This window comes from Microbacterium sp. LMC-P-041 (assembly GCF_030209555.1).
Classification (GTDB): domain Bacteria; phylum Actinomycetota; class Actinomycetes; order Actinomycetales; family Microbacteriaceae; genus Microbacterium.
In genome coordinates, this window is the sequence record NZ_JARVRV010000002.1 from 45335 (window position 1) to 71274 (window position 25940).

General features: G+C 68.2%; 30 protein-coding genes. 15 read left to right on the forward strand and 15 right to left on the reverse strand.

What is annotated here, in order from left to right:
- Positions 1-26 precede the first annotated feature (26 nt).
- Positions 27-530, reverse strand: a complete 504-nt coding sequence (locus tag QRN21_RS04070; protein ID WP_053096393.1) for a DUF3145 domain-containing protein — start codon at positions 528-530, stop codon at positions 27-29.
- A 188-nt stretch (positions 531-718) separates the two neighbouring features.
- Positions 719-1492, reverse strand: coding sequence for a hypothetical protein (locus QRN21_RS04075; RefSeq protein WP_053096395.1), 774 nt, complete (start codon positions 1490-1492; stop codon positions 719-721).
- Between the two features lie 176 nt (positions 1493-1668).
- Here QRN21_RS04075 and QRN21_RS04080 point away from each other — a divergent pair, with 176 nt between their 5' ends.
- The 3 genes from QRN21_RS04080 to QRN21_RS04090 are packed head-to-tail and all read left to right on the forward strand — an operon-like array spanning position 1669 to position 5256.
- On the forward strand, positions 1669-3672 hold the full coding sequence (locus QRN21_RS04080; RefSeq protein ID WP_285363207.1) for a DUF262 domain-containing protein: 2004 nt from the start codon (positions 1669-1671) through the stop codon (positions 3670-3672).
- A 1-nt stretch (position 3673) separates the two neighbouring features.
- Positions 3674-4921, forward strand: a complete 1248-nt coding sequence (locus tag QRN21_RS04085; RefSeq protein WP_285363208.1) for an alpha/beta fold hydrolase — start codon at positions 3674-3676, stop codon at positions 4919-4921.
- Between the two features lie 53 nt (positions 4922-4974).
- Positions 4975-5256 (forward strand): hypothetical protein, encoded by a 282-nt coding sequence (locus tag QRN21_RS04090; RefSeq protein WP_285363209.1) that lies wholly within the window; start codon positions 4975-4977, stop codon positions 5254-5256.
- Positions 5257-5352: 96 nt separating this feature from the next.
- Here QRN21_RS04090 and QRN21_RS04095 read toward each other — a convergent pair whose 3' ends face one another.
- The 3 genes from QRN21_RS04095 to glgA form a co-directional block, all read right to left on the reverse strand.
- Positions 5353-5610 (reverse strand): type B 50S ribosomal protein L31, encoded by a 258-nt coding sequence (locus QRN21_RS04095; RefSeq protein ID WP_042537536.1) that lies wholly within the window; start codon positions 5608-5610, stop codon positions 5353-5355.
- Positions 5611-5701: 91 nt separating this feature from the next.
- Complete coding sequence (locus tag QRN21_RS04100; protein WP_053096402.1) at positions 5702-6487, reverse strand: ABC transporter ATP-binding protein; 786 nt, start codon at positions 6485-6487, stop codon at positions 5702-5704.
- Between the two features lie 17 nt (positions 6488-6504).
- Positions 6505-7689 carry a glycogen synthase gene (gene glgA, locus QRN21_RS04105; RefSeq protein WP_285363210.1) on the reverse strand — a complete coding sequence of 395 codons (1185 nt, stop codon included), beginning with the start codon at positions 7687-7689 and terminating at the stop codon, positions 6505-6507.
- A gap of 69 nt (positions 7690-7758) precedes the next feature.
- On the opposite strand from glgA, the gene glgC reads away from it, so the two are divergent.
- From glgC to QRN21_RS04120, 3 genes are all read left to right on the forward strand, one after another.
- On the forward strand, positions 7759-9000 hold the full coding sequence (gene glgC, locus QRN21_RS04110) for a glucose-1-phosphate adenylyltransferase (protein WP_053096406.1): 1242 nt from the start codon (positions 7759-7761) through the stop codon (positions 8998-9000).
- 61 nt (positions 9001-9061) lie between these two features.
- The gene (gene serB, locus QRN21_RS04115) at positions 9062-9697 is read left to right on the forward strand and encodes a phosphoserine phosphatase SerB (RefSeq protein ID WP_056278872.1); all 636 of its coding nucleotides are present in this window, start codon (positions 9062-9064) and stop codon (positions 9695-9697) included.
- Between the two features lie 32 nt (positions 9698-9729).
- Complete coding sequence (locus QRN21_RS04120; protein ID WP_285363211.1) at positions 9730-10428, forward strand: alpha/beta fold hydrolase; 699 nt, start codon at positions 9730-9732, stop codon at positions 10426-10428.
- Between the two features lie 21 nt (positions 10429-10449).
- Here the strand turns inward: QRN21_RS04120 and QRN21_RS04125 are convergent, their stop codons facing one another.
- Positions 10450-11157 carry a beta-ketoacyl-ACP reductase gene (locus QRN21_RS04125; protein ID WP_285363212.1) on the reverse strand — a complete coding sequence of 236 codons (708 nt, stop codon included), beginning with the start codon at positions 11155-11157 and terminating at the stop codon, positions 10450-10452.
- Between the two features lie 134 nt (positions 11158-11291).
- On the opposite strand from QRN21_RS04125, the gene QRN21_RS04130 reads away from it, so the two are divergent.
- The 4 genes from QRN21_RS04130 to QRN21_RS04145 are packed head-to-tail and all read left to right on the forward strand — an operon-like array spanning position 11292 to position 13326.
- Positions 11292-11918 carry a DUF4190 domain-containing protein gene (locus QRN21_RS04130; protein ID WP_285363213.1) on the forward strand — a complete coding sequence of 209 codons (627 nt, stop codon included), beginning with the start codon at positions 11292-11294 and terminating at the stop codon, positions 11916-11918.
- Between the two features lie 51 nt (positions 11919-11969).
- Entirely contained in the window at positions 11970-12326 is a 357-nt protein-coding gene (locus QRN21_RS04135; protein ID WP_072591374.1) for a DUF3099 domain-containing protein, read from the forward strand.
- Positions 12323-12517 (forward strand): hypothetical protein, encoded by a 195-nt coding sequence (locus tag QRN21_RS04140; protein ID WP_053096420.1) that lies wholly within the window; start codon positions 12323-12325, stop codon positions 12515-12517. The genes QRN21_RS04135 and QRN21_RS04140 overlap by 4 nt, the downstream gene beginning before the upstream one ends.
- A gap of 8 nt (positions 12518-12525) precedes the next feature.
- On the forward strand, positions 12526-13326 hold the full coding sequence (locus QRN21_RS04145) for an SURF1 family cytochrome oxidase biogenesis protein (protein WP_285363214.1): 801 nt from the start codon (positions 12526-12528) through the stop codon (positions 13324-13326).
- Between the two features lie 6 nt (positions 13327-13332).
- Here the strand turns inward: QRN21_RS04145 and QRN21_RS04150 are convergent, their stop codons facing one another.
- The 4 genes from QRN21_RS04150 to QRN21_RS04165 are packed head-to-tail and all read right to left on the reverse strand — an operon-like array spanning position 13333 to position 16798.
- The gene (locus tag QRN21_RS04150; RefSeq protein ID WP_285363215.1) at positions 13333-14100 is read right to left on the reverse strand and encodes a LamG domain-containing protein; all 768 of its coding nucleotides are present in this window, start codon (positions 14098-14100) and stop codon (positions 13333-13335) included.
- A 3-nt stretch (positions 14101-14103) separates the two neighbouring features.
- Positions 14104-14538 (reverse strand): cupin domain-containing protein, encoded by a 435-nt coding sequence (locus QRN21_RS04155; protein ID WP_285363216.1) that lies wholly within the window; start codon positions 14536-14538, stop codon positions 14104-14106.
- Positions 14535-15152 carry a pyridoxamine 5'-phosphate oxidase family protein gene (locus tag QRN21_RS04160; protein WP_056278879.1) on the reverse strand — a complete coding sequence of 206 codons (618 nt, stop codon included), beginning with the start codon at positions 15150-15152 and terminating at the stop codon, positions 14535-14537. The genes QRN21_RS04155 and QRN21_RS04160 overlap by 4 nt, the downstream gene beginning before the upstream one ends.
- 47 nt (positions 15153-15199) lie before the next feature.
- Entirely contained in the window at positions 15200-16798 is a 1599-nt protein-coding gene (locus QRN21_RS04165; RefSeq protein ID WP_053096429.1) for an ABC-F family ATP-binding cassette domain-containing protein, read from the reverse strand.
- A gap of 197 nt (positions 16799-16995) precedes the next feature.
- Here QRN21_RS04165 and QRN21_RS04170 point away from each other — a divergent pair, with 197 nt between their 5' ends.
- The 4 genes from QRN21_RS04170 (at position 16996) to QRN21_RS04185 (ending at position 20979) form a co-directional block, all read left to right on the forward strand.
- The gene (locus QRN21_RS04170; protein WP_053096431.1) at positions 16996-17616 is read left to right on the forward strand and encodes a DedA family protein; all 621 of its coding nucleotides are present in this window, start codon (positions 16996-16998) and stop codon (positions 17614-17616) included.
- A 5-nt stretch (positions 17617-17621) separates the two neighbouring features.
- Positions 17622-18887 (forward strand): sensor histidine kinase, encoded by a 1266-nt coding sequence (locus QRN21_RS04175; protein ID WP_285363217.1) that lies wholly within the window; start codon positions 17622-17624, stop codon positions 18885-18887.
- Positions 18884-19552: a response regulator gene (locus tag QRN21_RS04180; protein ID WP_285363218.1), complete on the forward strand. Its 669-nt coding sequence runs from the start codon at positions 18884-18886 to the stop codon at positions 19550-19552. The genes QRN21_RS04175 and QRN21_RS04180 overlap by 4 nt, the downstream gene beginning before the upstream one ends.
- A gap of 110 nt (positions 19553-19662) precedes the next feature.
- Entirely contained in the window at positions 19663-20979 is a 1317-nt protein-coding gene (locus QRN21_RS04185) for an acyltransferase family protein (RefSeq protein ID WP_285363219.1), read from the forward strand.
- Here the strand turns inward: QRN21_RS04185 and QRN21_RS04190 are convergent.
- From QRN21_RS04190 to QRN21_RS04200, 3 genes are read right to left on the reverse strand one after another with little or no spacing between them, the layout of a single operon-like run.
- Positions 20926-21477 (reverse strand): energy-coupling factor transporter transmembrane component T, encoded by a 552-nt coding sequence (locus QRN21_RS04190; protein ID WP_285363220.1) that lies wholly within the window; start codon positions 21475-21477, stop codon positions 20926-20928. The two genes, QRN21_RS04185 and QRN21_RS04190, sit on opposite strands and share 54 nt — an antisense overlap.
- Before the next feature lie 38 nt (positions 21478-21515).
- Positions 21516-22208 (reverse strand): energy-coupling factor ABC transporter ATP-binding protein, encoded by a 693-nt coding sequence (locus QRN21_RS04195; RefSeq protein WP_285363221.1) that lies wholly within the window; start codon positions 22206-22208, stop codon positions 21516-21518.
- The gene (locus QRN21_RS04200) at positions 22198-22788 is read right to left on the reverse strand and encodes a biotin transporter BioY (RefSeq protein WP_187249744.1); all 591 of its coding nucleotides are present in this window, start codon (positions 22786-22788) and stop codon (positions 22198-22200) included. The genes QRN21_RS04195 and QRN21_RS04200 overlap by 11 nt, the downstream gene beginning before the upstream one ends.
- Positions 22789-22841: 53 nt before the next feature.
- Between QRN21_RS04200 and QRN21_RS04205 the strand changes: the two genes are divergently transcribed.
- Positions 22842-23456 (forward strand): TetR family transcriptional regulator, encoded by a 615-nt coding sequence (locus QRN21_RS04205; protein ID WP_285363222.1) that lies wholly within the window; start codon positions 22842-22844, stop codon positions 23454-23456.
- Here the strand turns inward: QRN21_RS04205 and QRN21_RS04210 are convergent.
- Both QRN21_RS04210 and QRN21_RS04215 read right to left on the reverse strand, forming a co-directional pair.
- The gene (locus QRN21_RS04210; RefSeq protein ID WP_285363223.1) at positions 23404-24789 is read right to left on the reverse strand and encodes an MFS transporter; all 1386 of its coding nucleotides are present in this window, start codon (positions 24787-24789) and stop codon (positions 23404-23406) included. The genes QRN21_RS04205 and QRN21_RS04210 overlap by 53 nt on opposite strands.
- A complete protein-coding gene (locus QRN21_RS04215) occupies positions 24786-25940 on the reverse strand; it encodes a MalY/PatB family protein (RefSeq protein WP_285363224.1) in 1155 nt (384 codons plus the stop codon). The genes QRN21_RS04210 and QRN21_RS04215 overlap by 4 nt, the downstream gene beginning before the upstream one ends.

A 25940-nucleotide genomic window follows, 5' to 3' on the forward strand; every position in this document is an offset into this window, starting at 1 on the left:
CCCCTTCCAGGTCTGTGGGCGGCTGCCTAGCCGACCTTGTGCAGCCACACGACACGCGCGTCATCGCTCGCGTGGCGGAACGGCTCCAGCTCCTCGTCCCAGGCCGAGCCGAGTGCGATGTCGAGTTCACGCTGCAGCTCGGTCGCGCTCCCGGCCGCGATCTCCATCGCGTAGCGGATGCGGTCCTCGCCGATGACGATGTTGCCGGCCGCGTCCGTCTGGGCGTAGTGGATCCCGAGGTCGGGAGTGTGCAGCCAGCGCCCTCCGTCACTGCGAGGAGTCGGATCCTCGGTCACCTCGAAGCGGAGATGCTCCCAGCCGCGGATCGCGGTCGCGAGAGCAGCGCCGGTGCCGACCGGACCATCCCAGTAGAACTCGGCGCGGCGTGCGCCGTCGAGCACGGGCTGGTCGCTCCAGTCGAAGTTCACCGCACGACCGATGGCGCGTCCTACCGCCCATTCCAGGTGCGGGCAGAGCGCGCGAGGTGCAGAGTGGATGAACACCACTCCGCGTGCGTAAGCCGTCGCCATGATCTCTCCGTTTCATCAGGTGCGTCTTCCCCAACGACCTGAAACACCGAGAACTGGCGTGAATATGCGGTTATGGGGCTATTCTCGCCCAGACCAGGCGAAATCACAAGCATGTGATTCCACGAAGAAGGCCCCGGTCACGAGGACCGGGGCCTTCGGACCGTCGCCGGTCCTGATTCGGATGAGGCTCAGGCCTCGCTCATGGCCTGCTTGACCTGCTGCCCCTTGGCGGCGTAGTACGCGGCACGGGCGGCGTCACGGCGAGCCTGCTCGGCGTAGCCGGCCTCGAGGACCTCCTGCGGGACCTCGACGTTCGGCACGTCCTGGGTGCCGTGGTACTTCTCGATGTAGGCGTCGAGCTCAGGGCCGGACGTCCACGACGTGATGAGACAGTAGCGGGGCTCGGTGCCCACGTGCGTCGCGGCGTGCCACAGACGCTGCGTGTCCACGATGAGCTGTGCACCGGCGGGCAGGGCGATGCGGTACTCGATGCTCGGGTCCGTGCGGTTCTCGCGCAGGACGAAGAAGCTGTCCTTATCGTCGCTGAGGTTGAAGAATCCGCGCACGACCCATCCGGTGCCGTCGGGGTTCAGGCGGTTGTTGTCGTCCTGGTGGAGGTTGTACAGGCACTCGCCGTACGGGGTCGGCTGCAGCTCGATGACGCGGCAGCGACCGACGTTGGCGCCGGGCTCCTGTGCGCGACGAGTGAGGTTCGGAGCCTTCGCCGTCTGCGAGTCGATCCAGACGCCGTCCTTGTCGGTGCGCGGCGGCTTGTGGTTCCAGAAGCCGTTGCACTCGATCTCGCCCTTGGCGCTGGCGAGCGGCGCGAAGCGGGTGTCGCCCGACGACTTCCAGTCGTTGTACTCGATGTCGAGCCACTCCTTGGGGTCGAGCTCCTGGTCGTAGCTGTCGAGCACGACGAAGCCCTTGTCTTCGAGCGCCTTCGATTTGATGTATCCCATGATCTAGGTCATGTCCCTTCATCGGGGGCCAGCACGTTTTAACAGGCCCTGATAAGGCAAGCCTAACAGGGCACCTCTGGAGCGCCGCCGAGGGCCGCCGTGAATAAGCGAATAGACTGAATCGGGCGCCTGGCGACTCCTCGGCGCCGGGCGTTACGGGAGGACGAGACACCAGCATGAGCACTGCGACCAACGTCGAGGCGACAGCTGTCAACACGATCGAGTGGCTCGCAGAGGACTCCACGACCATCGTCGTGCCGGTGTACCAGCGCCAGTACCGGTGGGACATCGGCGGGTGCGAGCAGCTTCTCTCGGACGTCCGTGCGGTCGCCCGCGAGGACTCATCCCACCGCCACTTCATCGGGTCGATCCTGTCGGCTTCCGACGACAGCGATGCCGACACCGACCTCGTCCTGATCGACGGGCAGCAGCGCATCACCACGCTGATGCTGCTGGTCGCGGCCCTTCGGCATGCGGTCCAGGACTCCGACCCCCGGCTCGCCGCCGATCTCGACCGCGTGCTCGTGCGCCCCGACGACCCCACCCGCACGAAGCTGCGTCCGCACGACGCGTGGGCCGAGCTCTACGAATCCGTGGTGCTCGAACGCGACGGCCACGCCGACCGCGAGTCGCGGTTCGATGACAACTACGCGTTCTTCCGCAGCCAGGTGCACGCCGATGAAGCCCCGCTCATCTGGGCGGGCCTGCAGAAGCTCGAGCACGTGTCGATCACGCTCGGTGCCGACGCGAACGCCCAGCAGATCTTCGCAAGCCTGAACTCGACGGGCGAGCCGCTGCGCGACCACGAGCTCATCCACAACTACATGCTCATGGGCCTGACCCACACGGAGCAGCTCGACGTCGAGGAGCGGTTCTGGCTTCCGATCGAACGGCACACCGGAGAGGCGATCGGAGCCTTCTGGCGGCACTATCTGGTGATGACGACGGGACGGGAAGTCGCCGCCAACGGCGAGCACGGCGTCTACAGCGCGTTCCGGCAGTCGTTTCCTCGCGTCGACCTGGACCATCTGCAGGCGGATGCCGAGGTCTGGCGCCACTACGCCGAGATCTACGGCATCCTGCTCGATCCTTCGCGCGAGCAGGACCCGGAGATCGCCCGGCAATTGCGCTACGTCAACACCTTCGGCCGGGCGTCCTACCCTCTCGTCCTCAGCGTCTACAGCGAGCACGCCCGAGGTCTGATCGAGCGGGATGAGCTCGTCGAGACTCTCGAGTGGATCCAGGCGATGTACCTGCGGCGGACGCTCGTCAATCTTCCGAACGAGCGCCTGGTCGCCCGTCTCTGCCGCGCACGTGCGCATGGGCGCGACGCCCTGGCTCGCGCCTTCGCCCGCATCACCCCGTCTGACGAACGGGTGAGTGCGGTGGTGAAGTACAGCGAGCTCGCGCACCCGGCATACGTGCTGGGCCGCATCGAGGGGGTCGACGACCCGATCGACTTCGATGTCGAGCACATCGTGCCCACGGTGCCCAGCGACAGCTGGTCCGGCGACGGCGTGCGCCAGTGGATCGAGTACTCGGACGACGAACGCAACGCGCATCGTGCTCTCGCACCCACGCTCGGCAACCTCACGCTTCTCGAGCAGCGTCTTTCGGAGCGGGTCTTCGGAGAGTCCTATTCCGTCAAGCGCGACTCCGCGTACGCCCGCAGCACGATCGCCGAGACGAAGGCGCTCGCGGCCACCGACACCTGGGGCACCGCGGCCATCTCGCAGCGCACGATCCGCCTGACCGCAGACCTGCTGCGGATCTGGGCCCGCCCCGCACTGCCGGAGATCGATGACGACGGCCTCACTCCCATCCTCGATGCCGTCCGCCGCCGTGGATGGCCCGCCGGGTGGGAACGCGAGTTCGAGTACGTCGAATACCGCGGAGAGCGCTGGGAGGTCTTCGACGTCAAGCACCTCTTCAACCGCGTCTTCCGCCGCTCCTGGACCGACACCCGCGCGGCCGCCGTGTCGTACTGCGCCGCTCACGGCGGTCCGATCTACGACACCATGGCCTGGAAGGGTCAGTGGGACCAGCTGGACGAGACGCACCACCTCTACATGGGGTGGGATTCGAACTACATGATGAACGCAGTGCAGGGCGTGCTCCACGAGGCCGACATCGCCTCGGAGGTCTTCGTCAAGTACTCCTACATCGGGAATGTGATGTGACATGACCACCACCATCCACCGCCTCTTCGACCTCACGATCGAGGAGCACACGCTGACCGTGCCGCTCGTCTGGGGCGACGCCGCAGACACCCGCACGATCGACATCTTCGCCCGCGTCGTCACCCGCGAGGGAGGCGAGCGACTCCCCTTCCTCGTCTACCTGCAGGGCGGCCCCGGTCACGAAGCGCCGCGACCCTTCCACGCCTCATCCTCCCCCGCCTGGCTCGACGAGGCCCTCGCGCACTACCGCGTCGTGATGCTCGACCAGCGCGGCACCGGCCTGTCCACGCCCGTGGGCGACGGCGACCTCGCACGAGGCTCCGAGGCAGTGGCCGAGTACCTGACCCATCTCCGCGCGGACTCGATCGTCCGGGACTGCGAGGCGATGCGCGAGCACCTCAGCGCTGAGACGTGGAGCGTGCTCGGCCAGTCGTTCGGCGGGTTCACGACCTTGGCCTATCTCTCCACCGATGCGGACTCGCTGGCGGACGTCTTCATCACGGGCGGCCTGAGCGCCGTCGATCGTCATCCTGACGAGGTGTACGCGCTCTGCTATGACAAGATGCGCGCGGCCTCCGAGCAGTACTACCGGCGATTCCCGCAGCATCGCGACGTCATGCGGGGTCTGGTCGACCGGGCAGCGGCCGGCGACATCGTGCTCCCCGACGGCGAGGTGGTCTCGCCGTCTCGACTGCGCTCTGTGGGTTCGGCGCTCGGCACGAACGAGGGCTGGCAGACCCTGTGGTCGCTCCTGGAGCGAGATGCCGCATCGAACGCGTTCCGCCACGACCTCATGCACGCGCTGCCCTACAGCGGGCGCAACCCGCTCTACTTCGTCTTCCACGAGTCGAGCTACGCCAGCGGACACGCGACCCGCTGGTCCGCCGAGCGGACGGAGCCCCAGGACTTCCGGGACGACGTCACGCTGTTCACCGGAGAGCACATCCGCCGCGACTGGACCGAGACCGTGCCGGCCTTCCGGCCGTGGCGCGATGTGACGCTCGCGCTCGCCGAGTTCGAGTGGCCGCGCATCTACGACGAGGTCGCCATCGCCACCTCGGGTGCGACGGGCGCGGCCGCCGTGTACGTGAACGACGTCTACGTGCCGCTGGAGTACTCCCTCGAGACCGCGCGCCTGCTGCCGGGCGTGAAGCTCTGGGTGACGAGCGAACACGAGCACAACGGCCTGCGGTCGGGTCCCGTGCTGACGCATCTCATCGATCTCGCCCAGGGCCGACGCATCCGCTGAGGATCCTCCTGCAGACGGATGCCGATCGGAGTCGTCCCGCCTAGCCTGGAGTCATGGCCGAAATTCTCGGGACCCTGCTGACGATCGCGATCCTCCTCGTCGCCGCGACCGCGGCCGTGGTGGTGATCGTGGCGGTCTACTCCCGTACTCCGCTCGAGAAGAAGTACGAGAGCGCGGGCGGCGGCCTGGGCGGATCGTTCGACGCGGTGTGGATGCCGTCGGCGCACGAAGCCGGTGCCGAGCGAGACCGTCAGACTCAGCGCACCGCCCCCGCACCGGCCCCTGGCGACCCGCTGGGCCGCATAGACGGAGAGCGCATCGTCATCGACGTCTGACGACTCGCGCGCTCTCCGACCGCAGAGGACGACCCCACTGCAGACGACGAAGGCCCCGTGTTCCGAGGAACACGGGGCCTTCGATCGCGGGGGTCGTTACTTGGACGATCCGCCGAAGCCCTTGAAGCGCTGGTTGAACTTCTCGACGCGACCGGCCGAGTCCATGATGCGCTGCTTGCCCGTGTAGAACGGGTGCGATGCCGAGGAGATCTCGACGTCGATCACCGGGTACTCGACGCCGTCGAGCTCGATGGTCTTGTCGCTCGAGACAGTCGAACGGGTGAGGAACGTCTCGCCCGAGCCGAGGTCGCGGAACACGACAGCCTTGTACACGGGGTGAATGTCAGTCTTCATGGGATTCCTTAGTTGCTGCCCTGGATTGTGCCAGGGACGAGGGAAGTCTGCGGTGCAGAGAGCACCAAGGATCGATTCTATCAGATGCGCATCAGGATGCCGCGCGGGCCGCATAGCGACCCTCTTCGCTGCTGAGGACGATCGGCATGCCGAACGTCTCGGTCAGAGCCTCGGCCGTCAGAGTCTCGGCGACGGGCCCGGCGGCGACGATGCGCCCCTCGCGCATCAGCAGCACATGAGTGAATCCGACCGGGATCTCCTCGACGTGGTGCGTGACCATCAGCATCGCCGGCGTCGTCGGCGACGACGCATAGCCGCTCAGGAGTGCAAGGAGCTCCTCACGAGAGCCGAGGTCGAGAGACGCAGTCGGCTCGTCGAGCAGCAGCAGCTCGGGATCGGTCATCACGGCGCGGGCGATCTGCACGCGCTTCTGCTCGCCGTCGCTCAGAGTGCCGAAGGTCCGGTCGGCGAGGTGGTCGAGTCGCCAGTCGCCGAGGACGCGCAGCGCACGACGTTCGTCGATGTCCTCATAGCTCTCGTTCCATCGCCCGAGCACGGAGTATGCCGCAGTGAGCACCGTGTTCAGAACCGTCTCTTCGCGCGGCACGCGCTTCGCCATCGCGGAGGACGCGAAGCCGATGCGCGGGCGCAGCTCGAACACATCCGTGCGTCCGAGGGTCTCTCCCAGCACCGTGACGGTTCCGGACGTCGGGTGCATCAGCGTGTCAGCCAGCTGGAGCAGCGTCGTCTTGCCTGCGCCGTTGGGTCCGAGGATCACCCACCGCTGATCATCGTCGACCTGCCAGGTCACGTGATCGATGATGTTGCGCCCCTCGCGGCGCACGACGACGTCGGTGAATTCCAGAGCGCTCGACATGCCTCCAGCCTATCGGCTCAGGCGGTCAGCTCCGCGTACAGCGCACGCGTGGTGTCGGCGATCGCGCCCCAGCTGAACTCGTCGCGAGCCCGCTCCCGGCCAGCCGCGCCGTAGGCACGGGCTCGCTCGGGATCGGACGTCACCTCGGTGAGCACGTCAGCGAGGTCGGCGACGTAGCGCTCCGGATCGACCGGCGTCCCCGTGCCGTCCTGGAGCTGCTCGATCGGCACCAGGCGGCCGGTGACCCCGTCGTCGACGACTTCGGGGATGCCGCCGGTCGCCGTGCCGACGACGGCAGCGCCGCAGGCCATGGCCTCGAGGTTCACGATTCCCAGCGGCTCGTAGACGGACGGGCACACGAATGTCGTCGCCGCGGTGAGGATGGCCGACAGCTCGTCACGCGGCAGCATCCGATCGATCCAGACGACGCCCTCGCGGGTCTGCTGGAGAAGCCGCACGCCCTCCTGCACCTCCGCCATGATCTCGGGGGTGTCCGGCGCGCCGGCGCAGAGGATGAGCTGGACCTCCGGGGGCAGCAGACGAGCGGCCTGAAGGAGGTACGGCAGGCCCTTCTGCCGGGTGATCCGGCCGACGAACACGACGGACGGCCTGGTCGGATCCATACCGACCGACTCGAGGAACGCCGGGTTCTGCACCGGCCGCCAGCGATCCACGTCGATGCCGTTGTGGATCACGCGCACCCGGGTCGGGTCGACCGACGGGTAGCTCCGCAGGATGTCCTCGCGCATGCCGGCGCTGACCGCGATCACCGCCGCCGCGTTCTCGTACGCGAGCTTCTCGATTCCGCTCGACACCGCGTATCCCCCGCCCAGCTGCTCGGCCTTCCACGGGCGCAGCGGTTCCAGGCTGTGCGCGGTGAGGACGTGCGGGATGCCGTGAAGCTGCGAGGCGATGTGCCCGGCGAAGTTCGCGTACCAGGTGTGACTGTGCACGAGATCGACGTCCGAGATCGCCGCGACGATCTCGAGGTCCGTCCCGAGCGTCTGCAGCGCGGGGTTCGCGGAGGCCAGTCCCGAGGGTGTCCGATAGGCGAAAGTGCTCGCCTCGTCACGAGGAGCTCCGAAGGCCCTGACCTGTACATCGATATTCTGCCGCAGGGCCGTGACGAGCTCGGCGACGTGCACACCGGCACCTCCGTAGATCTCCGGCGGGTATTCCTTCGTGATCATCTCGACGCGCATGTCTAGACGGTAGTGACTCAGTTGTCCAGATGCTAGTTAGCCGAGCCGAATCGCATCTATGGTTGGTGCATGTCCGCACCAAAGAAGATCTTCGGCATCATCCTCGCCGGCGGCGAGGGAAAGCGTCTCATGCCCCTCACGGCCGATCGGGCCAAACCTGCAGTGCCTTTCGGCGGACAGTACCGATTGATCGATTTCGCGATCTCGAACCTCATCAACTCGGGTCTGCGCCAGATCGTCGTGCTCACGCAGTACAAGTCGCACAGCCTCGATCGCCACATCTCGCAGACGTGGCGCATGTCGGCTCTCCTCGACTCGTACGTGACCTCGGTGCCCGCGCAGCAGCGTCTCGGAAAGCGCTGGTTCTCGGGCTCGGCCGATGCGATCCTGCAGAGCCTGAACCTCATCAACGACGAGAAGCCCGACATCGTCGTCGTGATCGGCGCCGACCACGTCTACCGCATGGACTTCCGACAGATGCTCGACGCCCACATCGAGTCCGGCGCGAAGGCCACCGTCGCGGGCATCCGCCAACCGCTCGCCATGGCGTCCCAGTTCGGGGTCATCGACGCCGACACCGAGTCCGGCCGCATCAAGCAGTTCCTCGAGAAGCCGACCGACATCGCCGGCCTCGAGGACTCGCCCCACGAAGTGCTCGCTTCGATGGGCAACTACATCTTCGACGCGGATGCGCTGATCGCCGCGGTCGAGGCAGACGGCGAATCCCCGACCTCCGGGCACGACATGGGCGGCGACATCGTGCCGTATTTCGTCGATCGAGGCGAGGCCGGCTACTACGACATGAAGCGGAACGACGTCCCGGGCTCATCGCCGCGCGACCGCTCGTACTGGCGCGACGTGGGTACGATTGACTCCTTCTTCGACGCGCACATGGACCTGATCTCCACGCTTCCGATCTTCAACCTCTACAACATGGAGTGGCCGATCCACTCGCAGGCCGTGAACTCGCCGCCCGCGAAGTTCGTGCGCGACTCCGTCGGGCGCATCGGCAATGCGATCGACTCGATCGTGTCGCTCGGATCCGTGCTCTCGGGCACTCATCTGGAGCGCAGCGTCGTGGGTCCGTGGACACTCGCCGGAGGAGGATCCACCATCACCGACTCCGTCGTCTTCGACGGGGTGCGGGTGGGAGCGGGATCCAGAGTCCATCGAGCCATCCTCGACAAGAACGTAGTCCTGGCGGACGGTGCGACCGTCGGCGTCGACCGCGAGCGAGATCTGGCTCGCGGGTTCACCGTGACCGAGTCGGGCATCACCGTGGTGGGCAAGGGCCTGTTCATCGAGAGGTGACGGTGTCGCCGCGATACGCGGCTGCACAGCGGGCCGTTCTGCTGTCGATAGGCTCGAAGGCGTGACTGCCGCGCGTTTCCTCGTCGTCCTCGATGCCGATTCCACCCTCATCCGCAACGAGGTGATCGAACTGATCGCCGATGAGGTCGGGCGTGGCCCTGAGGTGCAGGCGGCCACCGAAGCCGCGATGCGCGGCGAGATCGACTTCGCCACGAGCCTGCGCTCCCGCGTCGCTGCGCTCGAAGGCGTGCCGGTGTCGGGTTTCGCGCGCGTGCTGGCGCGCATAGAGCCGACCCCTGGGGTGCGCGAGCTCACTGCGGCCGTCCATGAGCGCGGTGGTGTCGTGGGAGTCGTGTCCGGGGGGTTCCACGAGATCCTCGACGACGTCGCGCCCGGGCTCGGCGTCGACCGGTGGCGCGCCAACCGCCTCGAGATCGTGGACGGCGCCCTGGCCGGCCGCGTCGATGGCGAGATCGTGGATGCCGCGGTGAAGGCCGCCTCACTGCAGCAATGGGCCGACGAGCTCGGGGTGGCCCGTCACGCCACCATCGCGATCGGAGACGGAGCCAACGACCTGCAGATGATGGCCGTCGCCGGTCTCGGACTGGCGTTCAATGCGAAGCCTGCCGTACGCGCGGCGGCGAGTCTCGTGATCGGCCCGCAGGACCTCTCCGAGGTCATCGCGCTGCTGCCCTAGCGGATGTCCGAGGCCCCGTCTAGCGTCGGGGCATGGACATCATCCTCATCCCCGGTCTCTGGCTCGACGCGTCCAGTTGGAGCGAGGTGACCGCCGACCTCGAACGCGCGGGGCACTCGGTGCATCCCCTGACGATGCCCGGCGTCGGTCTCCCCGCCGCCGCTTCCTCCGACATCGGAATCGCCGAGTGGGTCGATGCCGCCGTGGCCGCGGTCGACGACATCGGGGCACCCGTGGCCGTCGTCGGTCACAGCGGCGGCGGCAACGTCGCCTGGGGCGTCGCCGACGCACGGCCCGACCTCGTCTCGCGGGTCGTCTTCGTCGACACGGTGCCGCCGCCCTCCGGGTTCGGCATCAGCGAATTCGAGGTCCTCGACGGCGTCGTCCCCTTCCCGGGGTGGGACTACTTCCCCGCCGAAGACGTCGACGACCTCGACGACTCGACCCGCGCCCGCACCGCTCCGCTCGCTCGGAGCGTTCCCGCGCGGGTGCCCACCGATCCGATCGAGCTGCGCTCGGAGCAGCGCCACGGGGTCCCCGTGACGCTGCTGATGGGCGCGATGGATCAGGAGACTCTCGAGTCGGAGCTCGAGCAATGGGGCCCGTACGCGGATGAATTCCGAGCGATCGGCGATGCCGAGGTCATCCGCATCGGCTCAGGACACTGGCCGCAGTTCTCGGTTCCGGGCCGCTTGGCCGAGCTCATCGACGCGGCGGTCTCCCGTCGGTGACGACAGGGCGTCGGCCTCGGCTCAGTGCCCCATCCCGAGGCCGCCGTCGACGGGGATGACCGCGCCCGAGATGTAGCCGGCGTCGTCGCCCGCGAGCCAGGTGACCACACCCGCGACCTCGTCAGGAGTGGCGAAGCGTCCGGCGGGAATGTTCGCCTTGTACTGCTTCTGAGTCTCCTCGGGCAGCTCTGCGGTCATGTCGGTCTCGATGAAGCCCGGCGCGACGACGTTCGCGGTGATGCCGCGTCCGCCGAGTTCGCGGGTCAGCGATCGCGCGAAGCCCACCAGTGCGCTCTTCGATGCGGAGTAGTTCACCTGCCCCGCCGAGCCGTACAGGCCCACGACGCTCGAGATGAGGATGACGCGTCCGAAACGAGCCCGCAGCATGCCCTTGGACGCGCGCTTGACGACACGGAACGTTCCGCCGAGGTTGGTGGCGACGACGCTGTCGAAATCGTCCTCGCTCATGCGAAGGAGGAGAGTGTCCTTGGTGATCCCCGCGTTGGCGACCACGATCTCCACCGGCCCGAGCTGCTGCTCGACCTCGGTGAATGCCGCGTCGAGAGCCGCGGCGTCCGTGACGTCCGCGCGGACCGTCAACGTGCCGTCGGGGCCTTCCCCGCTCCGCGCCGTCACTGCGACGCGGTATCCCTCACGGACGAACCGCTCTGCGATGGCGCGGCCGATGCCGCGGTTGCCGCCGGTGACGAGGACGACGCGAGAACTCATTTCCACTCCTGATCTGGCCGCTCGGGTCGGGGCCTGGTCGTCCTCGATCCTACCGAGGATGCCGCCGTCCGACCGGCGACGTTTGACAGACGGACGCCGCGACTGGAACGCTGAACCCGACGAAAGGCGCCACCGTGAGCGACAACAGCATCCCCACCCCTTCGGGCGGACCGCAGCCGACTCCCCCGCCGCCCGCAGCGTCGGCACCACCCGCACAGCCTTACCAGGCACCTTCTCCGGCGGCGCAGCCGCCGTCGTACCCGACTGCCCCTCCGGCGTCGCCCACCCAGGCGTACCCGGGCGCCGCGCCTTCCTTCGCGCCGAGCCAGCCTGTCCACGGCGGCGAATCGATGCACCCCTACGGCTCAGCGTCTGCAGCGTCGCCCTACCCGACGTCCGCTCCCGGCCAACCCGCCACCGGATACCCGAACTACGCGGCACCGAACTACGCAGCACCGAACTATCCCGCACCTCGCCCGGCGAGCGGACTCGCGGTCACGTCGCTGATCTGCGGAATCGCCGGAGTCGTGCTCTTCTGGGCTGTGGTGCCTCTGCTCGCCTCGATCGTCGCCGTGATCACCGGCCACATGGCGCTCCGACAGACGAAGGCGAACCCCTCGATCGGCGGACGCGGCATGGCCTTCGCCGGCCTCATCATGGGGTACATCATGGTCGCGGTGCTCGTCATCGGCATCGTCATGACGGTCATCGGGTTCCTGTTCTTCGGCGCCTTCACTCTGCCCTTCCTCTTCTCGACCTGAGCGGCAGACGGGCGCGCCGTGGTGCCCGCACCGGCGTAGGCTGGACTCATCGTGAAGAGCAAGCCACTGGTCCCTGCTGTCACCTCGCTTCCGCAGTCGCCGAAAGACGAGGCGGACCACCGCGTGCGCCGATACGCGCTCACCATGACGATCCGCATCGTCTGCTTCGCGCTCATGATGTTCGTGCAGCCCTACGGCTGGTACACATGGGTCTTCGCGCTCGCGGCCGCGCTCCTTCCCTACATCGCGGTGGTGTTCGCGAACGCAGGAAGCGACAGCACCGAGACGACGGCGGAATCTCCCGTGCAGCAGCTGGAGGCACCTGCCCCGGCCCCGACGCTTCCGGTCGAACAGGATCCGCCGCCTCACGTCATCACCATCCACGAAAGCCGCCAGGATCGCGAGTGAGTGGACTGGAGTGCTCGCGTGCCGGATGCCGGAGCGCGGCGACCACGCAGGTGGTGTGGCGCAATCCGCGTATCCATGCCGCCGACCGTGAGAAGATCTGGCTCGCGTGCGACGAGCATGTCTCGTTCCTCCACGACTACCTGGCTGCCAGAGACTTCCCCGTGACAGTGAGAGATGGTATGCCCTCGTGAGTGCCCGGATGGGTCGATGGACCGTGTACGTGCTGATCGCGATCGGCTTCGCGGTCGGGTGCGCCTTCCTGTCGAATTGGCAGTTCGAGCGCAACGAGACGAGATCCGAGCAGATCGCTCTCGTCGAGAAGAACTATGACGCGGATCCCGTCCCGCTGTCCGACCTCATCGGCGCCGACGGAGCGCTCGAGCCCGGCGACGTCTGGCATCCCGTCGTCCTGAACGGCGAGTACATCGCCGATGACCAGCTCCTCGTGCGCAATCGGCCCCATGGCGGCACGAGTGCGTTCGAGGTTCTGGTGCCGTTCCGCGATGTCGACGGACGTGTGTTCATCGTCGACCGCGGATGGGTGCCGCCCGGTGACGGTGACTCCCCGGATGCCGTTCCTGCGCCTCCGAGCGGAGACGTCGAGGTCATCGTGCGTCTGCGTCCCGGAGAGCAGCTGCCGGCCTCGGGACGCGGCGCTCCCGAGGGCCAGGTGCCGACGATCAACCTCCCCTCGATCGCCGAGCTGGTCGACGGAGACGTGATCACGAGCGCGTACGGGCAGATCGTGAGCGAGGAACCGGCGGGCGAAGGCACCCTGGGCCGCTTCGACTCCCCCACCGACGACCCCGGCCCGCATCTGTCGTATGCGATCCAGTGGATCCTGTTCGCGCTGATGGGCTTCGTGTTCATCGGCTACATCATCCGCACCGAGATCGTGAAGCACCGCGAAGAGGTGGAGGGGATGCCCGCACCCGTCAAGAAGTCCCGGCGCCGTGACAGCGATGCCGACGTCGAAGACGAGCTCCTCGATGCTCGCTGAGACGCGTCAGCCCCAGGCCCGCACGTCCACGACGAGGGCGGACTTGGGGTAGCTGCCCGAGGGCGTCCCGATCTCGAAGAGATCGATCAGGAGCATCAGCGGATAGTCGGGCGACTGCGGGATCCGCCGCAGCACCCTCCCCTCGCAGCCGATCACCGTCTCGCCGTCACCCCAGACGACTGTCCAGGTGTGCTGCTCACTCGCGTCGAACGGGAGCACCACCTCGGCCATGTCGGTCTGCAGACGCGGATCACCGTGCGCCTTGATGCCGGTCCGCGCTGGAGTCGTATTCGAGACCGCATCCGCGTCGATCTCGAAGATGCAGATCTCGCCGGCATCCCTCTCCGAGAGGTGTTCGATCCCGACGAGCCAGGCGGCGAGCATGCATCCTTCGTCGGTGCTCGCGGCGACGGTCACATCGATGCGTCCGCGGGCGGGAGCGAACAGCAAGTGCAGAGGCGTCTCCGTTCGCACCTCCAGACCGTCCGGACGATGTCGGTGCGTGCCTCGCGCCGACCCGACGGATCCGGAGAACACCGCGGTCTGCACATTCGACACACGGAGCGGGGCATCCTCCTTCCGCCAATCGAGCTGATCGCTGTCGATACGCAGGCGCAGCACCAAGTCGACGATCTCATATCGCGCCGCCGACCTCTCGGGAACCGTCCAATGCGGGAGGTAGTGGGCGACCCATTTCTCGTCGTCGAGCCCCGTCGAGAAGTCGTCGGCGAAGCTCGGGGCCTCTGACGGCGGAGGCGGGAGAACCTCGCTCATCGTTCAGTCGGTCCAGGGTAGCGGCCGGTCAGGCAGGCGCGCACTGTCATCGGGAAGATGCGGCAGCTCCTGGCCTCCGGCCCGGATGCACAGCCAGCGGAGCTCCCCCGCACTGCCAGGGTGAGACCGCCAGGTGCGGGCGACCCCCTGACCGACTCTGATCACGGTGCCGGGGCCGACCTCGACGATCTCGTCGTCGAGACCCATCTGCCCGCGCCCCTCGAGGAAGACGTAGAGCTCCTCGATGCGTGAATGAACGTGCCAGTACCCCGCCTCCTCACCCGGAGCGAGGGCGTTCGCGGTGAGTCCGATGAACTGCATCGTCAGCTCGTGGTCGACGACGCGGCGACCGTCGCGGGAGCGCGCGGCATCGAAGCCGCCGTGGTGCTCACGCCACTCGTCCAGCGCACCGATCTCGATGACCTGGAAGTCGCTCATGCGCGAGCCTCCTCCTCGATGCGGTCAGCGGCGCGACCGGAGAGCGCCCGGCTCCAGCCGTCCGCGGATGCCTCGTACACGAGACGGGTGTGGTTCCGATCGGTCTCCCCCTGCCAGAACTCGATGCGGCTCGGGACGATGCGCCAGAGCACCCAGTCCCCGTCGGCGATGCCTGCCTGTGCGGCCGCCGAGCGAGCAGCGAGGTCGGCGGCGCTCTCCTCGGGCGTCGCCTCCTCCACGCGGCCGCGCACGCGGACTGCACGGACCTGCGGCTGCCACCAGAAGTTCAGGGCCGCTGCCGGCACTGCGCCGAGCTGCGCGCCCTTACGGGACGACCGCGTGCTCGCGAAGGCCCACCCTCGTTCGTCGATCCTCTTCAGGATGAGCGTGCGCGCATCGGGGATCCCGTCCTCGTCGACCGTCGCCAGCGTCACCGTGTGCGGTTCCGCCACCCCGGCTGCGGCGGCGGCGCGCAACCACTCGGCGAACAGGACCGCCGGGTCATCCGGCAGGTCGCGGATGTCCCAGTCCGGAGCGACGCCGGTGAGAGCGTGGCGTCCTCTGAGCCAGTCGTTGAGCGGATCGAGGGCGAGGTCGGAGTCGTCATGGGTCACCCTGTCGACTATGCCACTCCCGTCGGACGTGGCCCACCCCGGACGCGTTAGGCGAGCTCGATGAGGTCCTGGTACTCCTGGCTCCAGAGGTCCTCGACACCGTCGGGAAGGATCAGCACGCGCTCCGGGTTGAGCGACTGCACCGCACCGGGGTCGTGCGAGACGAGGACCACTGCACCCTCGTAGTGCGCGAGAGCACCGAGGATCTCCTCGCGAGACGCGGGATCGAGGTTGTTGGTGGGCTCATCGAGCAGCAGCAGGTTGGCGGAGGAGACCACGAGGGTCGCCAGCGAGAGACGCGTCTTCTCGCCGCCCGAGAGAACCCCGGCGGGCTTGAGCACATCGTCGCCGGTGAAGAGGAAGGATCCGAGCACCTTGCGCGCTTCCATCTCGGTGATGTGCGGAGCGGCCGAGACCATGTTCTCGAGCACCGAGCGGTTCACGTCGAGGTTCTCGTGCTCCTGCGCGTAATAGCCGACCTTGAGCCCGTGGCCCGGCTCGAGCTGACCCGTGTCCGGCTCGTCGACTCCGGCGAGCATCCTCAGCAGCGTGGTCTTGCCCGCACCGTTGAGTCCGAGCACGACGACCTTCGATCCGCGGTCGATCGCGAGGTCGACATCCGTGAAGATCTCGAGCGATCCGTACGACTTCGACAGCCCCGTCGCCATCATCGGGGTCTTGCCGCAGGCGGCGGGCTTGGGGAAGCGGAGCTTCGCCACCCGGTCTTCCTGGCGGACCTCGTCGAGACCCGCGAGGAGCTTCTCGGCACGCGCGATCATCTGGTGAGCGGCAGCGGCCTTCGACGCCTTCGCACCGAAGCGGGCCGCCTGCTGCTGCAGCGTGGTGGCCTTCTTCTCGGCGTTGGCTCGCTCCTTCTTGCGGCGCTCCTCGTCGGCCACCCGCTGGCGCAGATAGTTCTTCCAGTTCATGTTGTAGGTGTCGATGATCTGGCGGTTCGCGTCGAGGTAGAAGACGCGGTTGACGGTCTCGCCGACGAGCTCGACGTCGTGGCTGATCACGATCAGCCCGCCCTTGTAGTTCTTGAGGAACTCGCGCAGCCACACGACGCTGTCGGCGTCGAGGTGGTTGGTCGGCTCGTCGAGGATCATCGTCTCCGCATCCGAGAACAGGATGCGCGCGAGCTCGATGCGACGACGCTGTCCGCCCGAGAGCGTCGAGAGCGGCTGATCGAGGATGCGGTCGGGCAGCGAGAGGTTGTTGGCGATGGATGCCGCCTCGGCTTCTGCGGCGTATCCGCCCTGTGCCTCGAACTGCTCGGTGAGGCGCGCATAGCGCTTCATCGCCTTCTCGGCCACGGCGGGGTCTTCCGAGCCCATGGCCAGCGAGGCCTCGGTCATGCCGAGATTCAGCTGTCCGAGTCCGCGGGCATCGAGGATCCTCGTGCGCGCCAGATCCTCCGGGTTGCCCGAACGGGGATCCTGGGGCAGGTAGCCGAGCTCTCCGGAGCGCGTCACCGTGCCCCCAGAGGGAAGGACGTCGCCGGCGAGCACCTTGGTGAGCGTGGTCTTGCCTGCACCGTTGCGGCCGACGAGACCGATCTTGTCTCCGTCGCTCACACGGAACGACACGTTCTCCATCAGGAGGCGTGCGCCCACGCGGATCTCGAGTTCGTGCACGGCAAGCACAGGCGGGATGTCCGTTCTTTCAAGGGGGTTCAGGCCGAGGGGCCAAACTCCCAGTATAGATCGCTCGGCTGGGTGTTCAGTCGACGTACGGATCGTGGTGCAGTCGTCGGCCTGTGCACAGATCTACCTCTGCGGGTGGATGCGATCGATACCTCAGGGTGATGCCCTGCGTGCCCTCCGCTTTCTAGCCTGCTGAGGTGGACGTCATCAACGAGCTCATCCTGCAGACCGTCGCCTCCCCCTGGCTGTATGCCGTGCTGCTCGCGGTGACGATCATCGACGGCTTCTTCCCGCCTGTTCCGAGTGAGACCGTGCTCGTGGCGGCAGCCGCCGTGCTGGCATCCTCAGGAGAGCCATGGGCGCTGATCCCGCTCGGGCTCGTCGCCGCCGTCGGCGCGACCATCGGCGACAACATCGCATTCGTGCTCGGTCGTCGACTCGGCACGACCCGCTGGGCGTGGATGCGTCGACCGCGGATCGCCTCGGCCTTCGCCCACGCGGAACGCGCCCTCGACCAGCGCAGTGCGGCTCTGATCCTCGGCGCTCGATACATCCCTGTCGGCCGTGTCGCTGTGAACATGTCGGCGGGCGCGCTGCGATTCCCCTGGAGGCGTTTCCTTCCCCTGAGCGTCGTGGCCGGTCTCAGCTGGAGCGCGCTGAGCCTGGCGATCGGGCTGCTCGCCGGATCATGGATCGAAGATCAGCCCCTCGCCAGCGCCGGGATCGGCATCGGGGTCGCTCTCATCATCGGACTGGTCATCGACCGCGTCACCGCTGCCCGGCGTCGACGCGCCCCCGTCCCGCAACTGGCAGGATGACACTCATGGCACGTCGCCTGCCCCGCACACCCCGCACACCGCGGACTCCCCGCATCAGCCGTCGAACGGCCGCGCTCGCCGCGCTCGCCGTGGCGAGCCTGGCGCTCTTCGCGGTGCTCGTGTCGCTGCAGACCGTGCTGTACGGCACCGCGTTGCCGCTGACGTTCATCCTCGGCGCCGCACTCTGCTCGGCACCGCTGCTCTCCCTGCGGTATCCGCGGTGGGCGATCGCGATGTTCTGCTCTGCGGCGTTCGCGCTCCCGCTGCTGGTCGTGCCCGATCAGGCGACCGAGGCGCCGTGGCCGTGGTCGGTGCCCGCGCTCGTCACCTTCGTCCTCTTCGTGGGCGTCGTGACCTTCGTCCACGGCGCGCGCCTGGGCGTCGTCCCGCTCGGCGTCGGCGCGCTGCTCTCCCTCACGGCCCCGCTGCTGCGCCCCGAGATCGTCGCCACTCCGGCGACGGCAGGCAGCGCCACGGCAGATCTCATCGTGACCACGTCTGTGGCCGCAGCCGTGTTCCTGGTCGCCATACTGGTCGCAGGACGCGTGAGGGTATCTGCCGAGCTCACGAAGGAACGGGAGCATTCAGCCCTCGAAGAGTCCCGCCGCGCGCTCGTCGAGGAGCGCACCCGTATCGCCCGCGAACTGCACGACGTCATCGCCCACAGCATGTCGGTCATCCAGGTGCAGGCGTCCACTGCTCGATACCGACTCCCCGAGATCGGCGACGCGGCGACGTCGGAGTTCGAGAGCATCGCGGCCACAGCGCGGGGATCGCTCACCGAGATGCGGCGGATGCTGGGCGTGCTGCGCACCGAGGATCAGGCGGCCGAGCTGGCGCCGCAGCAGAGCATCGACGACATCCCGGCCCTCGTCGACACGATCCGGCGCGCCGGCGTGACGGTGGGGCTCGAGATGACGGGCGCGTTCACCGACGCCCCGCAGGCCGTGCAGATCGCCGCCTTCCGCATCGCGCAGGAGGCGCTCAGCAACGCGGTACGGCACGCGTCCGGCGCCGCCGTCACGGTGCGCCTGCAGGCGGATCTCCACGCCATCGGCATCCGCGTCCGCAACGGCCGCGCCACCACCCCACCGGCTCACCCCAGCGGAGGCTATGGACTTCGCGGCATGCGTGAGCGCGTCGAACTGCTCGGCGGGTCCTTCACCGCCGGCCCCACCACCGAGGGCGGGTGGGAGGTCATCGCCTCCCTCCCGCTGCACGAGCGTCCATCGAGCGAGACCACCGCTCCGATCACCCAGGAGAACCCGTGACGATCAGCGTCCTCATCGCCGACGACCAGGCGATGGTGCGCGCCGGATTCGCCGCTCTGCTCGATGCGCACGAGGGAATCCGTGTCGCGGGCCAGGCGGCCGACGGAGCCGAAGCCATCACCCTCGCTGCCCGCCTCGATCCGGACGTCATCCTGATGGACGTGCGGATGCCGCAGGTCGACGGCATCGAGGCCACTCGGCGCATCCTCGGACCCGGCTACCCTGCGGCTCATGTGCCGAGGATCCTCATGCTCACGACCTTCGACATCGACGACTACGTCTACGACGCGCTCGAGGCCGGCGCGAGCGGATTCCTGTTGAAGGACGCTCTTCCCGAGGAGCTCGTGCACGCCGTGCGCGTCGTCGCCGGCGGCGATGCCCTGCTCGCCCCCAGTGTGACGCGGCGCATGATCGAGCAGTTCGCCGGACGTCGGCCCCGCACTGCGAAGGCGGCGACCTCGCTCGCGGACCTGACCGATCGGGAGCGGGAGGTGCTGGTGCTCATCGGTCGCGGACGGTCGAACAGCGAGATCGCGTCCGACCTCTTCATCGCCGAGCAGACCGTGAAGACGCATGTCGGCAAGGTGCTCGCCAAGCTCCGACTCCGCGACCGCGTGCACGCCGTGATCCTCGCCTACGACACGGGTCTCGTCGAGCCCTCCTGAGCCGCTGCTCCGGGTCACACCGCAGTAGGGGTGCGAACCAGCCCGGAGAGTGATCCCCCGACCGGCACCGCGTCCATACGCTCCTCGGACACCCATCCGAGGAGGACTCCATGGCCATCGTCGAAGCGCCGCCCCGCATCGCTCCCCGCCCCCCGCTGCCGGCCGGTCGTGATGCCGCGATCGACCTGCTGCGAGCGATCTGCGTCGCAGGAGTCGTGCTGCTTCACGCCATCATGGTGGGCGTCACGATCGCCGACGGCAGCCCGGTCTTCGCGAACGCGAGCGAGGGCACCTCGTGGATCATCCCCGTGAGCTGGGTCCTCCAGGTCATGCCGCTGTTCTTCATCATCGGAGGCTTCGCCGGTCACATCGCCTTCCGGCGGTCGCAGGCGCGCGGCGGCACCGCATCCGACTTCATCGCAGCCCGCGTGCATCGCCTGCTCCGGCCCGCACTGTTCGCCATCGCCGTCGTCGGCGTCGCGCTCGCGGCTCTCCGCGTCGCAGGTGTTCCCGCCGACATCATCGTCACCGCCGGCTTCCGCTACAGCCAGCCGCTGTGGTTCCTCGGTGTCTTCCTGGGCTGTCAGGCGCTCCTCCCGGCACTCTCGAGAGCCCACGCACGCAGGCCCCTGGTCACCGTCGCAGCCCTCGTGTGGGCATCGGTCTGCGTCGATGTGGTCCGGGCGAGCACCGGGGTCGAGGGACTGGGGTTTCTGAATCTCGCCTTCGTGTGGCTCGCACTCCAGCAGATCGGGTTCTTCCTCGCCGACGGCACGATCGACCGGCTGCCTCGAGCGACGCGGGCCCTAGTGGGAGCAGCGGCTCTGACCGCCCTCATCGCAGCGTTCGCGACCGGGATCTACTCCCCCGACCTCATCGCGAACATCAATCCCCCGACCGCCGCGCTGCTGCTCGTCGGCGTCGTGCACCTGAGCGCCGTCTCGCTTCTGCGCGATCGCATCGACGCGCTCAGCCACCGGCCGGTCCCCGCCGCGTTCGGCGCCTTCGTCAATCGCCGCACCATGACGATCTACCTGTGGCACATGCCGGTACTGCTCGCCATGGCGGGGATCTCGGCCGTCGCCTCACTCGTCAGCGGAATCGCGCTGCCGGATCCGAGTTCCGTCTCGTGGTGGGTGTCGCGTCCGATCTGGCTCGCCGTCGCCCTGACTCTGACAGCGGCGATCGCGATCTCCCTCACCCGCATCGAGACGCAGCCGTCGCCGCGATCCGCTGACAGGACGCACCGGGTCGTGATCGCCGCCGTCCTGGGCATCACCTCCGTCGTCCTGCTCCTCGTCGTGGGGACGACCGTGCTCACTGCCGCGGTCGCCGCCGGCGGGATGCTGCTGTCCCTGCGCATCGCCCGCCGATCACACGAGACCGCGAGCGGCGAGAGCGTCGCCGACGTCGTCCGCGTGGCGTAGTGTCCTGACCATGAGCGGCACCGCGCCTCGCACGCCGCGACGGATGCCGCGTGCGAGGTGGGCCTCGGTGACCGCATGGGCGAAGCCTGCGACCACCGGAATCATCGTGAGGGTCAGTGAGATCGTCATCGCGACGGCATCCGCATCGATGCCCAGTCGGCGCAGCGGTCTCAGCATCCGATGCAGCACCGCGAGCAGATCGCCCATCCGGGTGGTGATCGTGAGAAGCGACGCCAGCAGCAGCAGTGATGCCACCCTGGCCGTGCTGACCCATGCCGTGAGCGGTGTGGCGAAGATCCACAGGGCGGCCCCGAGAACCAGTACGAGCCACCGCAGCCGCCACGCCTCGACGAGCAGGGCCGTCACCGGAAGGCCGGCGGCGAGATAGAGCAGGCAGACGACGAGAAGCGCGGCTGTGACGCTCCATCGATCGTGCGGATAGCCGGACGAGACGAGCGCGAGCACGGCGAAGACGGCGAGCTTGGGGCCCGCCGGCATCCGGTGGACGATACTCGCCCCCGGCCGATAGGACTGGATCACGCGGCCAGCTCGCGATACTCGGCGACCACGTCCGGCGGGGCGCCCGACGCGATGATCGAGCCCGCCTCGAAGAGGACCGCGTGGTCGCACCTCGCTGCGAGCTCGAGGTCGTGGGTGACGATGACGACCTGGGCGGGAAGCGCCAGCAGCAGATCCGAGATCCGTCGGGAGTTGCGCAGGTCCAGCAGGGTCGTCGGCTCGTCGGCGACGATCAGCTGCGGTTCGGTGATCAGGACAGACGCGAGAGCCAGCATCTGCTTCTGACCGCCGGACAGCGCCGACGCCGGCACGTCCGCCCGATCGGTCAAGCCGTGCTCGGCGAGTGCCGCGGCCACACGTCTGTCGACGTCCGCACGAGAGGATCCGCGAAGCGACAGCGCGAGGTCCTCGGCAGGCGTAGGCATGAGGATCTGCGCCTGCGGATCGGTGAAGACGAAACCCACCCGCCGCCGCAGAGCCTTCACATCCCTACGAGAATCGAGACCGTGGACCGTCACGCGCCCTGCATCCGGGAGCACGAGGCCGTTCAGCAGACGCGCGAAAGTGGACTTTCCTGAACCGTTCGCGCCGATGACCGCGATCCTCGCCGTCGTGAGCTCGATGCTCACATCGCGCAGGATCGGCTGCCCCTCCCGCTCCACGGTGACATCGTCGACCGAGATCGATCCGGTCGAGGTCTCAGACCGCACGGACGGATGCCGGCACGGATGGGGCACTCGTGCCGAAAGCTCGAGGGTACGCGCGCCGTAGCGCGAGGACCAGCGCTGTGGCCGCTGCCGCCTTGAGCAGATCGCCGGGGAGGAAGACGAGACTCGCCAGTGCGGTGGGTCCCAGGTCGAGCCCGAGTACGAGCGCGGTGACGGGCACCCCGCAGACGTACACGACCACGATGCCGCCGACGACGACCCCGAGGGCGATCCGCCACCAGCTGGGCCGACCGCTGCGCACGATCAGTCCGATGACGATGACGCCCAGGAGCCACCCGAGCAGGTAGCCGGCTGTCGGACCGACGAAGACGCCGAGACCGCCACGGCCACCGGCGAGGACGGGGAGCCCGACCGCTGCCAGCACCAACACGAGGAGCACCGAGAGCGGGGCCGACCGCGGGCCGAGTACAGCGCCGGCGAGCATCACCCCCAGGGTCTGCGCGGTGATGGGCACCCCGCCGGGGATCGGGATCGTCACCATTCCGAGGACGATGATGAGCGCGGCGAAGATCGCCACCCTCGCGAGTTCGCGACCGAGGTCGTCTGTGTGCCGAGCCATCATCCATCACCTTCCTGAACACCGTTCACTTGAACGGTGTTCACTATACTGACGGTATGACCCCGGAGCACAACTCGACCCGTCACGACCGCGACGGCGTCGCGCGCGCTGCACTCGCGCTCCTCGACGAGGTCGGCCTCGCCGACCTCTCGATGCGGCGGATCGCCGGCACGCTCGATGTGCAGCCGAGTGCTCTCTACTGGCACTTCTCGAGCAAGCAGGAGCTGCTGGCGGAGTTGGCCGATCGCATCACCGCGGGCATCCCGCGCGACGATGCGGACGTGTTGACCACCGCCCGCAGCATCCGCGACGCGCTCTTCACCTATCGCGACGGGGCCGAGCTCGTGCTCAGCACGTATGCCCTGCGTCTCGGCTCGTCGTATGCGCACACCGCACTGGAAGCCGCGCTGACGCGCCACGGCCTGTCGGACGCACCGGAGCGAGCAGCCGCACTCCTGCACTTCGTGCTCGGCCATGCGACTCTCGTTCAGCAGCGGATGCACGCCGACAGCCACGGAGCAGCGCTCGACGACCACACGATCGACGTCACAGCGGGACTCGACCGCGTCTTCGACCTCGGCGTGGCCGCGCTCGCCGGAGAGTCGTCCGGCGCCGGCCTCACCGCTCGCGCGACTCCGCATCCGTCAGCTCCGCGGCGTGCCCCAGCCTGAGTCCTGGCACGAACGCCAGGAGCACCAGACCGAGACAGAACGCGAAGACGACGCCGAAGGCGCTCGCACCACCGCCGAGGCTGGCGACGGCGAGACCCGCGAGAGCGATGACGACCGCGGCGCCCGTGGAGTCCGAGATCGACAGAGCTGACGAGTTGAAGCCCTGGTTGCCGGCATCCGAGTACGCGAGCGTGAGCACGGTGAGGCGGGGATAGAGCAGACCCATGCCGCCGCCGGCGAAGGCCCATCCCACCACCACGACGAGCGGCGAGAACCCCCAGAGCGCTGCGAGGAGCACGAACACCAGAGCACAGACCAGCAGCGAGAGGCTGATGACGGTGATCCTCGTGTTGCCGAGACGTTCACCGAACCTCCCCTGCAGCGCGGACGCACCGGCCCAGGCGAACGCGGCGAACATCAAGGCGATGCCCGCCCACGTCGCCGTGAACCCGAACCTCTCCATGAGCAGGTACGGGATGTACGCTTCCGCGGCGAAGAACGCGCCGGCGACGACGCCCCGCATGAGCACGACGCTCGGCAGGCCCCGGCCGGCGCGCAGAGTGCGTCGAGGGAGCAGCGGCAGCACGGCCATGGCGATGACGGCCACCGAGCCCAGTGCGACCGACCATCCGATCTGCGCGGTCATCTCGGCCGTGAAACCGATCAGCACGGCGAACACCGCGACGACGACGGCGAGCATCAGACGAGTCACGAGAGCTCGACGGTCCTGTGGTTCGCCATGCCCGAGGTCGACGCCGCGCAACCGGATCGCGATCATGAGAAAGGCGGCCGTCGTCAGCACGGCCACCCCGAGGAATGCCCACCGCCAGTCGAGGTACTCGGCGACGGCACCCGCGAGGAACGGGCCGATCATCGACGGCACCACCCAGGCCGCGGCGAACGCCGCGAAGACCCTTCCGTGCAGGTGGGGCGGATAGAGGCGGGCCACCACGACGTACAGGGCCACCGTCTGTCCGCCCGCACCGAGCCCCTGCACCAGGCGGCCGATGAGGAACTGATCCATCGTCACCGCGAACCCCGACAGCAGAAGGCCGGCGATGAACAGCGACACGGCGGCGTACAGCGCACCCCGGGGCCCGCGAGCGTCCGACCAGGCACCCGCTGCGACCATCCCGATCACGCTCGTCGCCAGTGTCCCCGCGAAGGCCACCGCATACAGCGCCTGGCCGTCGAGCGCCTCGCTGACGATCGGCATGACGGTCGTCACCGCCAGAGCCTCGATCGCCGCGAGGAAGATCAGCGCGACTGCGCCGGCGGTGACCCAGAGGCGTTCTCGGTCCCAGATCGATGATGTCGCGCGATCGACCGTCATCGATCCACGAGCGTCGCGATGCGCTCGATGGCCTCGGTGATGATCTCCGGACTCGTCCCGAAGTTCAACCGCACGAATCCCCTGCCCTGCTCGCCGAAGGCGGGGCCGAAGTGCAGGGCCACCTTCGCCTCCTTGAGGATCCGACGCGCGGGGTTGTCGCCCCATCCGAGAGCCGAGAGATCGATCCAGGCGAGGTAGCCAGCATCGGGCATCCGGTAGCGGGCACCGGGGAGCTTCGATGCGAGCAGGTCCTCGAGGAGTACGCGGTTCGCGTCGAGTGTCGCGAGCAGCCCGTCCAGCCACTCATCGCTCTCCTCCGAGAAGGCGGCGACAGCCGCGAGCAGACCGAACTGACCGGTGCGCCACTCGACCTCGATCGGCAACCCGCGCACGACCGCGCTCGTCGATTCGGAAGCGGTCACCATGAGGGCGCACTTGAGGCCGGCCAGATTGAAGGCCTTGCTCGCGCTGACGACCGCATACCCCACGCGCTCGGCGGCCTCGCCCGTGTGGAGGAACGGCGTGAAGCCGGTTCCCGGCTGGGCGAGCGGTGCGTGGATCTCGTCGGAGACCACCGCCGCGCCGAACTCGTCGGCGATCTCGGCCAGCGCCGCGAGCGCGTCGCGACTGTGGACGGTGCCCGTCGGGTTGTGCGGATTGCAGAGCAGGATCGCGGTCGCGCCGTCCTCGAACGCTGCACGGACGCCGTCGAGATCGAGTTCCCACCCCATCCCCGTGTCGATGAGAGGCACCCGTTCCACCTCGGCGCCGGCCTCGGACACCAGGTCGAAGAACGGCGGGTACACGGGAGGGGTGACGACCACGCGCTCTCCCGGCTGCGTCACGCGGCGGAGTATCTCGACGATGCCCATGCTCACATCGGCCGTGGTGCGCATCCGCGTCGGATCCACCTCCCAGCCGAAGCGACGGCGTGCGAACGCCGCGTAGGTGTCGGGCAATGGTGTCCGCGAGGCGATGTACCCCGTGTCTCCGAGCTCGACGGCGCGACGCAACGCGTTCGAGACCTCCGGTGCGAGCGGGAAATCGGTCTCCGCGACGAAGAGCGGAAGCACGTCGGCGGGATACTCCCGCCACTTCTCGCTGCTACGTCGTCTGAGCTCCGCCAGAGGCAGAGCCGTGACTTCGAGCAT

Bases quoted from the DNA above. Each gene is read 5' to 3' on its own strand.
- QRN21_RS04080 (WP_285363207.1), top strand. From the start codon at position 1,669: ATGAGCACTGCGACCAACGTCGAGGCGACAGCTGTCAACACGATCGAG.
- QRN21_RS04100 (WP_053096402.1), bottom strand. From the start codon at position 6,487: ATGTCGAGCGCTCTGGAATTCACCGACGTCGTCGTGCGCCGCGAGGGG.
- QRN21_RS04215 (WP_285363224.1), bottom strand. From the start codon at position 25,940: ATGCTCGAAGTCACGGCTCTGCCTCTGGCGGAGCTCAGACGACGTAGC.
- QRN21_RS04120 (WP_285363211.1), top strand. From the start codon at position 9,730: ATGGACATCATCCTCATCCCCGGTCTCTGGCTCGACGCGTCCAGTTGG.
- QRN21_RS04090 (WP_285363209.1), top strand. From the start codon at position 4,975: ATGGCCGAAATTCTCGGGACCCTGCTGACGATCGCGATCCTCCTCGTC.
- glgA (WP_285363210.1), bottom strand. From the start codon at position 7,689: ATGCGCGTCGAGATGATCACGAAGGAATACCCGCCGGAGATCTACGGA.
- QRN21_RS04070 (WP_053096393.1), bottom strand. From the start codon at position 530: ATGGCGACGGCTTACGCACGCGGAGTGGTGTTCATCCACTCTGCACCT.
- QRN21_RS04145 (WP_285363214.1), top strand. From the start codon at position 12,526: ATGGGTCGATGGACCGTGTACGTGCTGATCGCGATCGGCTTCGCGGTC.
- QRN21_RS04175 (WP_285363217.1), top strand. From the start codon at position 17,622: ATGGCACGTCGCCTGCCCCGCACACCCCGCACACCGCGGACTCCCCGC.
- QRN21_RS04200 (WP_187249744.1), bottom strand. From the start codon at position 22,788: ATGATGGCTCGGCACACAGACGACCTCGGTCGCGAACTCGCGAGGGTG.
- QRN21_RS04190 (WP_285363220.1), bottom strand. From the start codon at position 21,477: ATGCCGGCGGGCCCCAAGCTCGCCGTCTTCGCCGTGCTCGCGCTCGTC.
- glgC (WP_053096406.1), top strand. From the start codon at position 7,759: ATGTCCGCACCAAAGAAGATCTTCGGCATCATCCTCGCCGGCGGCGAG.
- QRN21_RS04150 (WP_285363215.1), bottom strand. From the start codon at position 14,100: ATGAGCGAGGTTCTCCCGCCTCCGCCGTCAGAGGCCCCGAGCTTCGCC.
- QRN21_RS04125 (WP_285363212.1), bottom strand. From the start codon at position 11,157: ATGAGTTCTCGCGTCGTCCTCGTCACCGGCGGCAACCGCGGCATCGGC.
- QRN21_RS04085 (WP_285363208.1), top strand. From the start codon at position 3,674: ATGACCACCACCATCCACCGCCTCTTCGACCTCACGATCGAGGAGCAC.
- QRN21_RS04185 (WP_285363219.1), top strand. From the start codon at position 19,663: ATGGCCATCGTCGAAGCGCCGCCCCGCATCGCTCCCCGCCCCCCGCTG.
- QRN21_RS04095 (WP_042537536.1), bottom strand. From the start codon at position 5,610: ATGAAGACTGACATTCACCCCGTGTACAAGGCTGTCGTGTTCCGCGAC.
- QRN21_RS04205 (WP_285363222.1), top strand. From the start codon at position 22,842: ATGACCCCGGAGCACAACTCGACCCGTCACGACCGCGACGGCGTCGCG.
- QRN21_RS04075 (WP_053096395.1), bottom strand. From the start codon at position 1,492: ATGGGATACATCAAATCGAAGGCGCTCGAAGACAAGGGCTTCGTCGTG.
- QRN21_RS04210 (WP_285363223.1), bottom strand. From the start codon at position 24,789: ATGACGGTCGATCGCGCGACATCATCGATCTGGGACCGAGAACGCCTC.
- QRN21_RS04155 (WP_285363216.1), bottom strand. From the start codon at position 14,538: ATGAGCGACTTCCAGGTCATCGAGATCGGTGCGCTGGACGAGTGGCGT.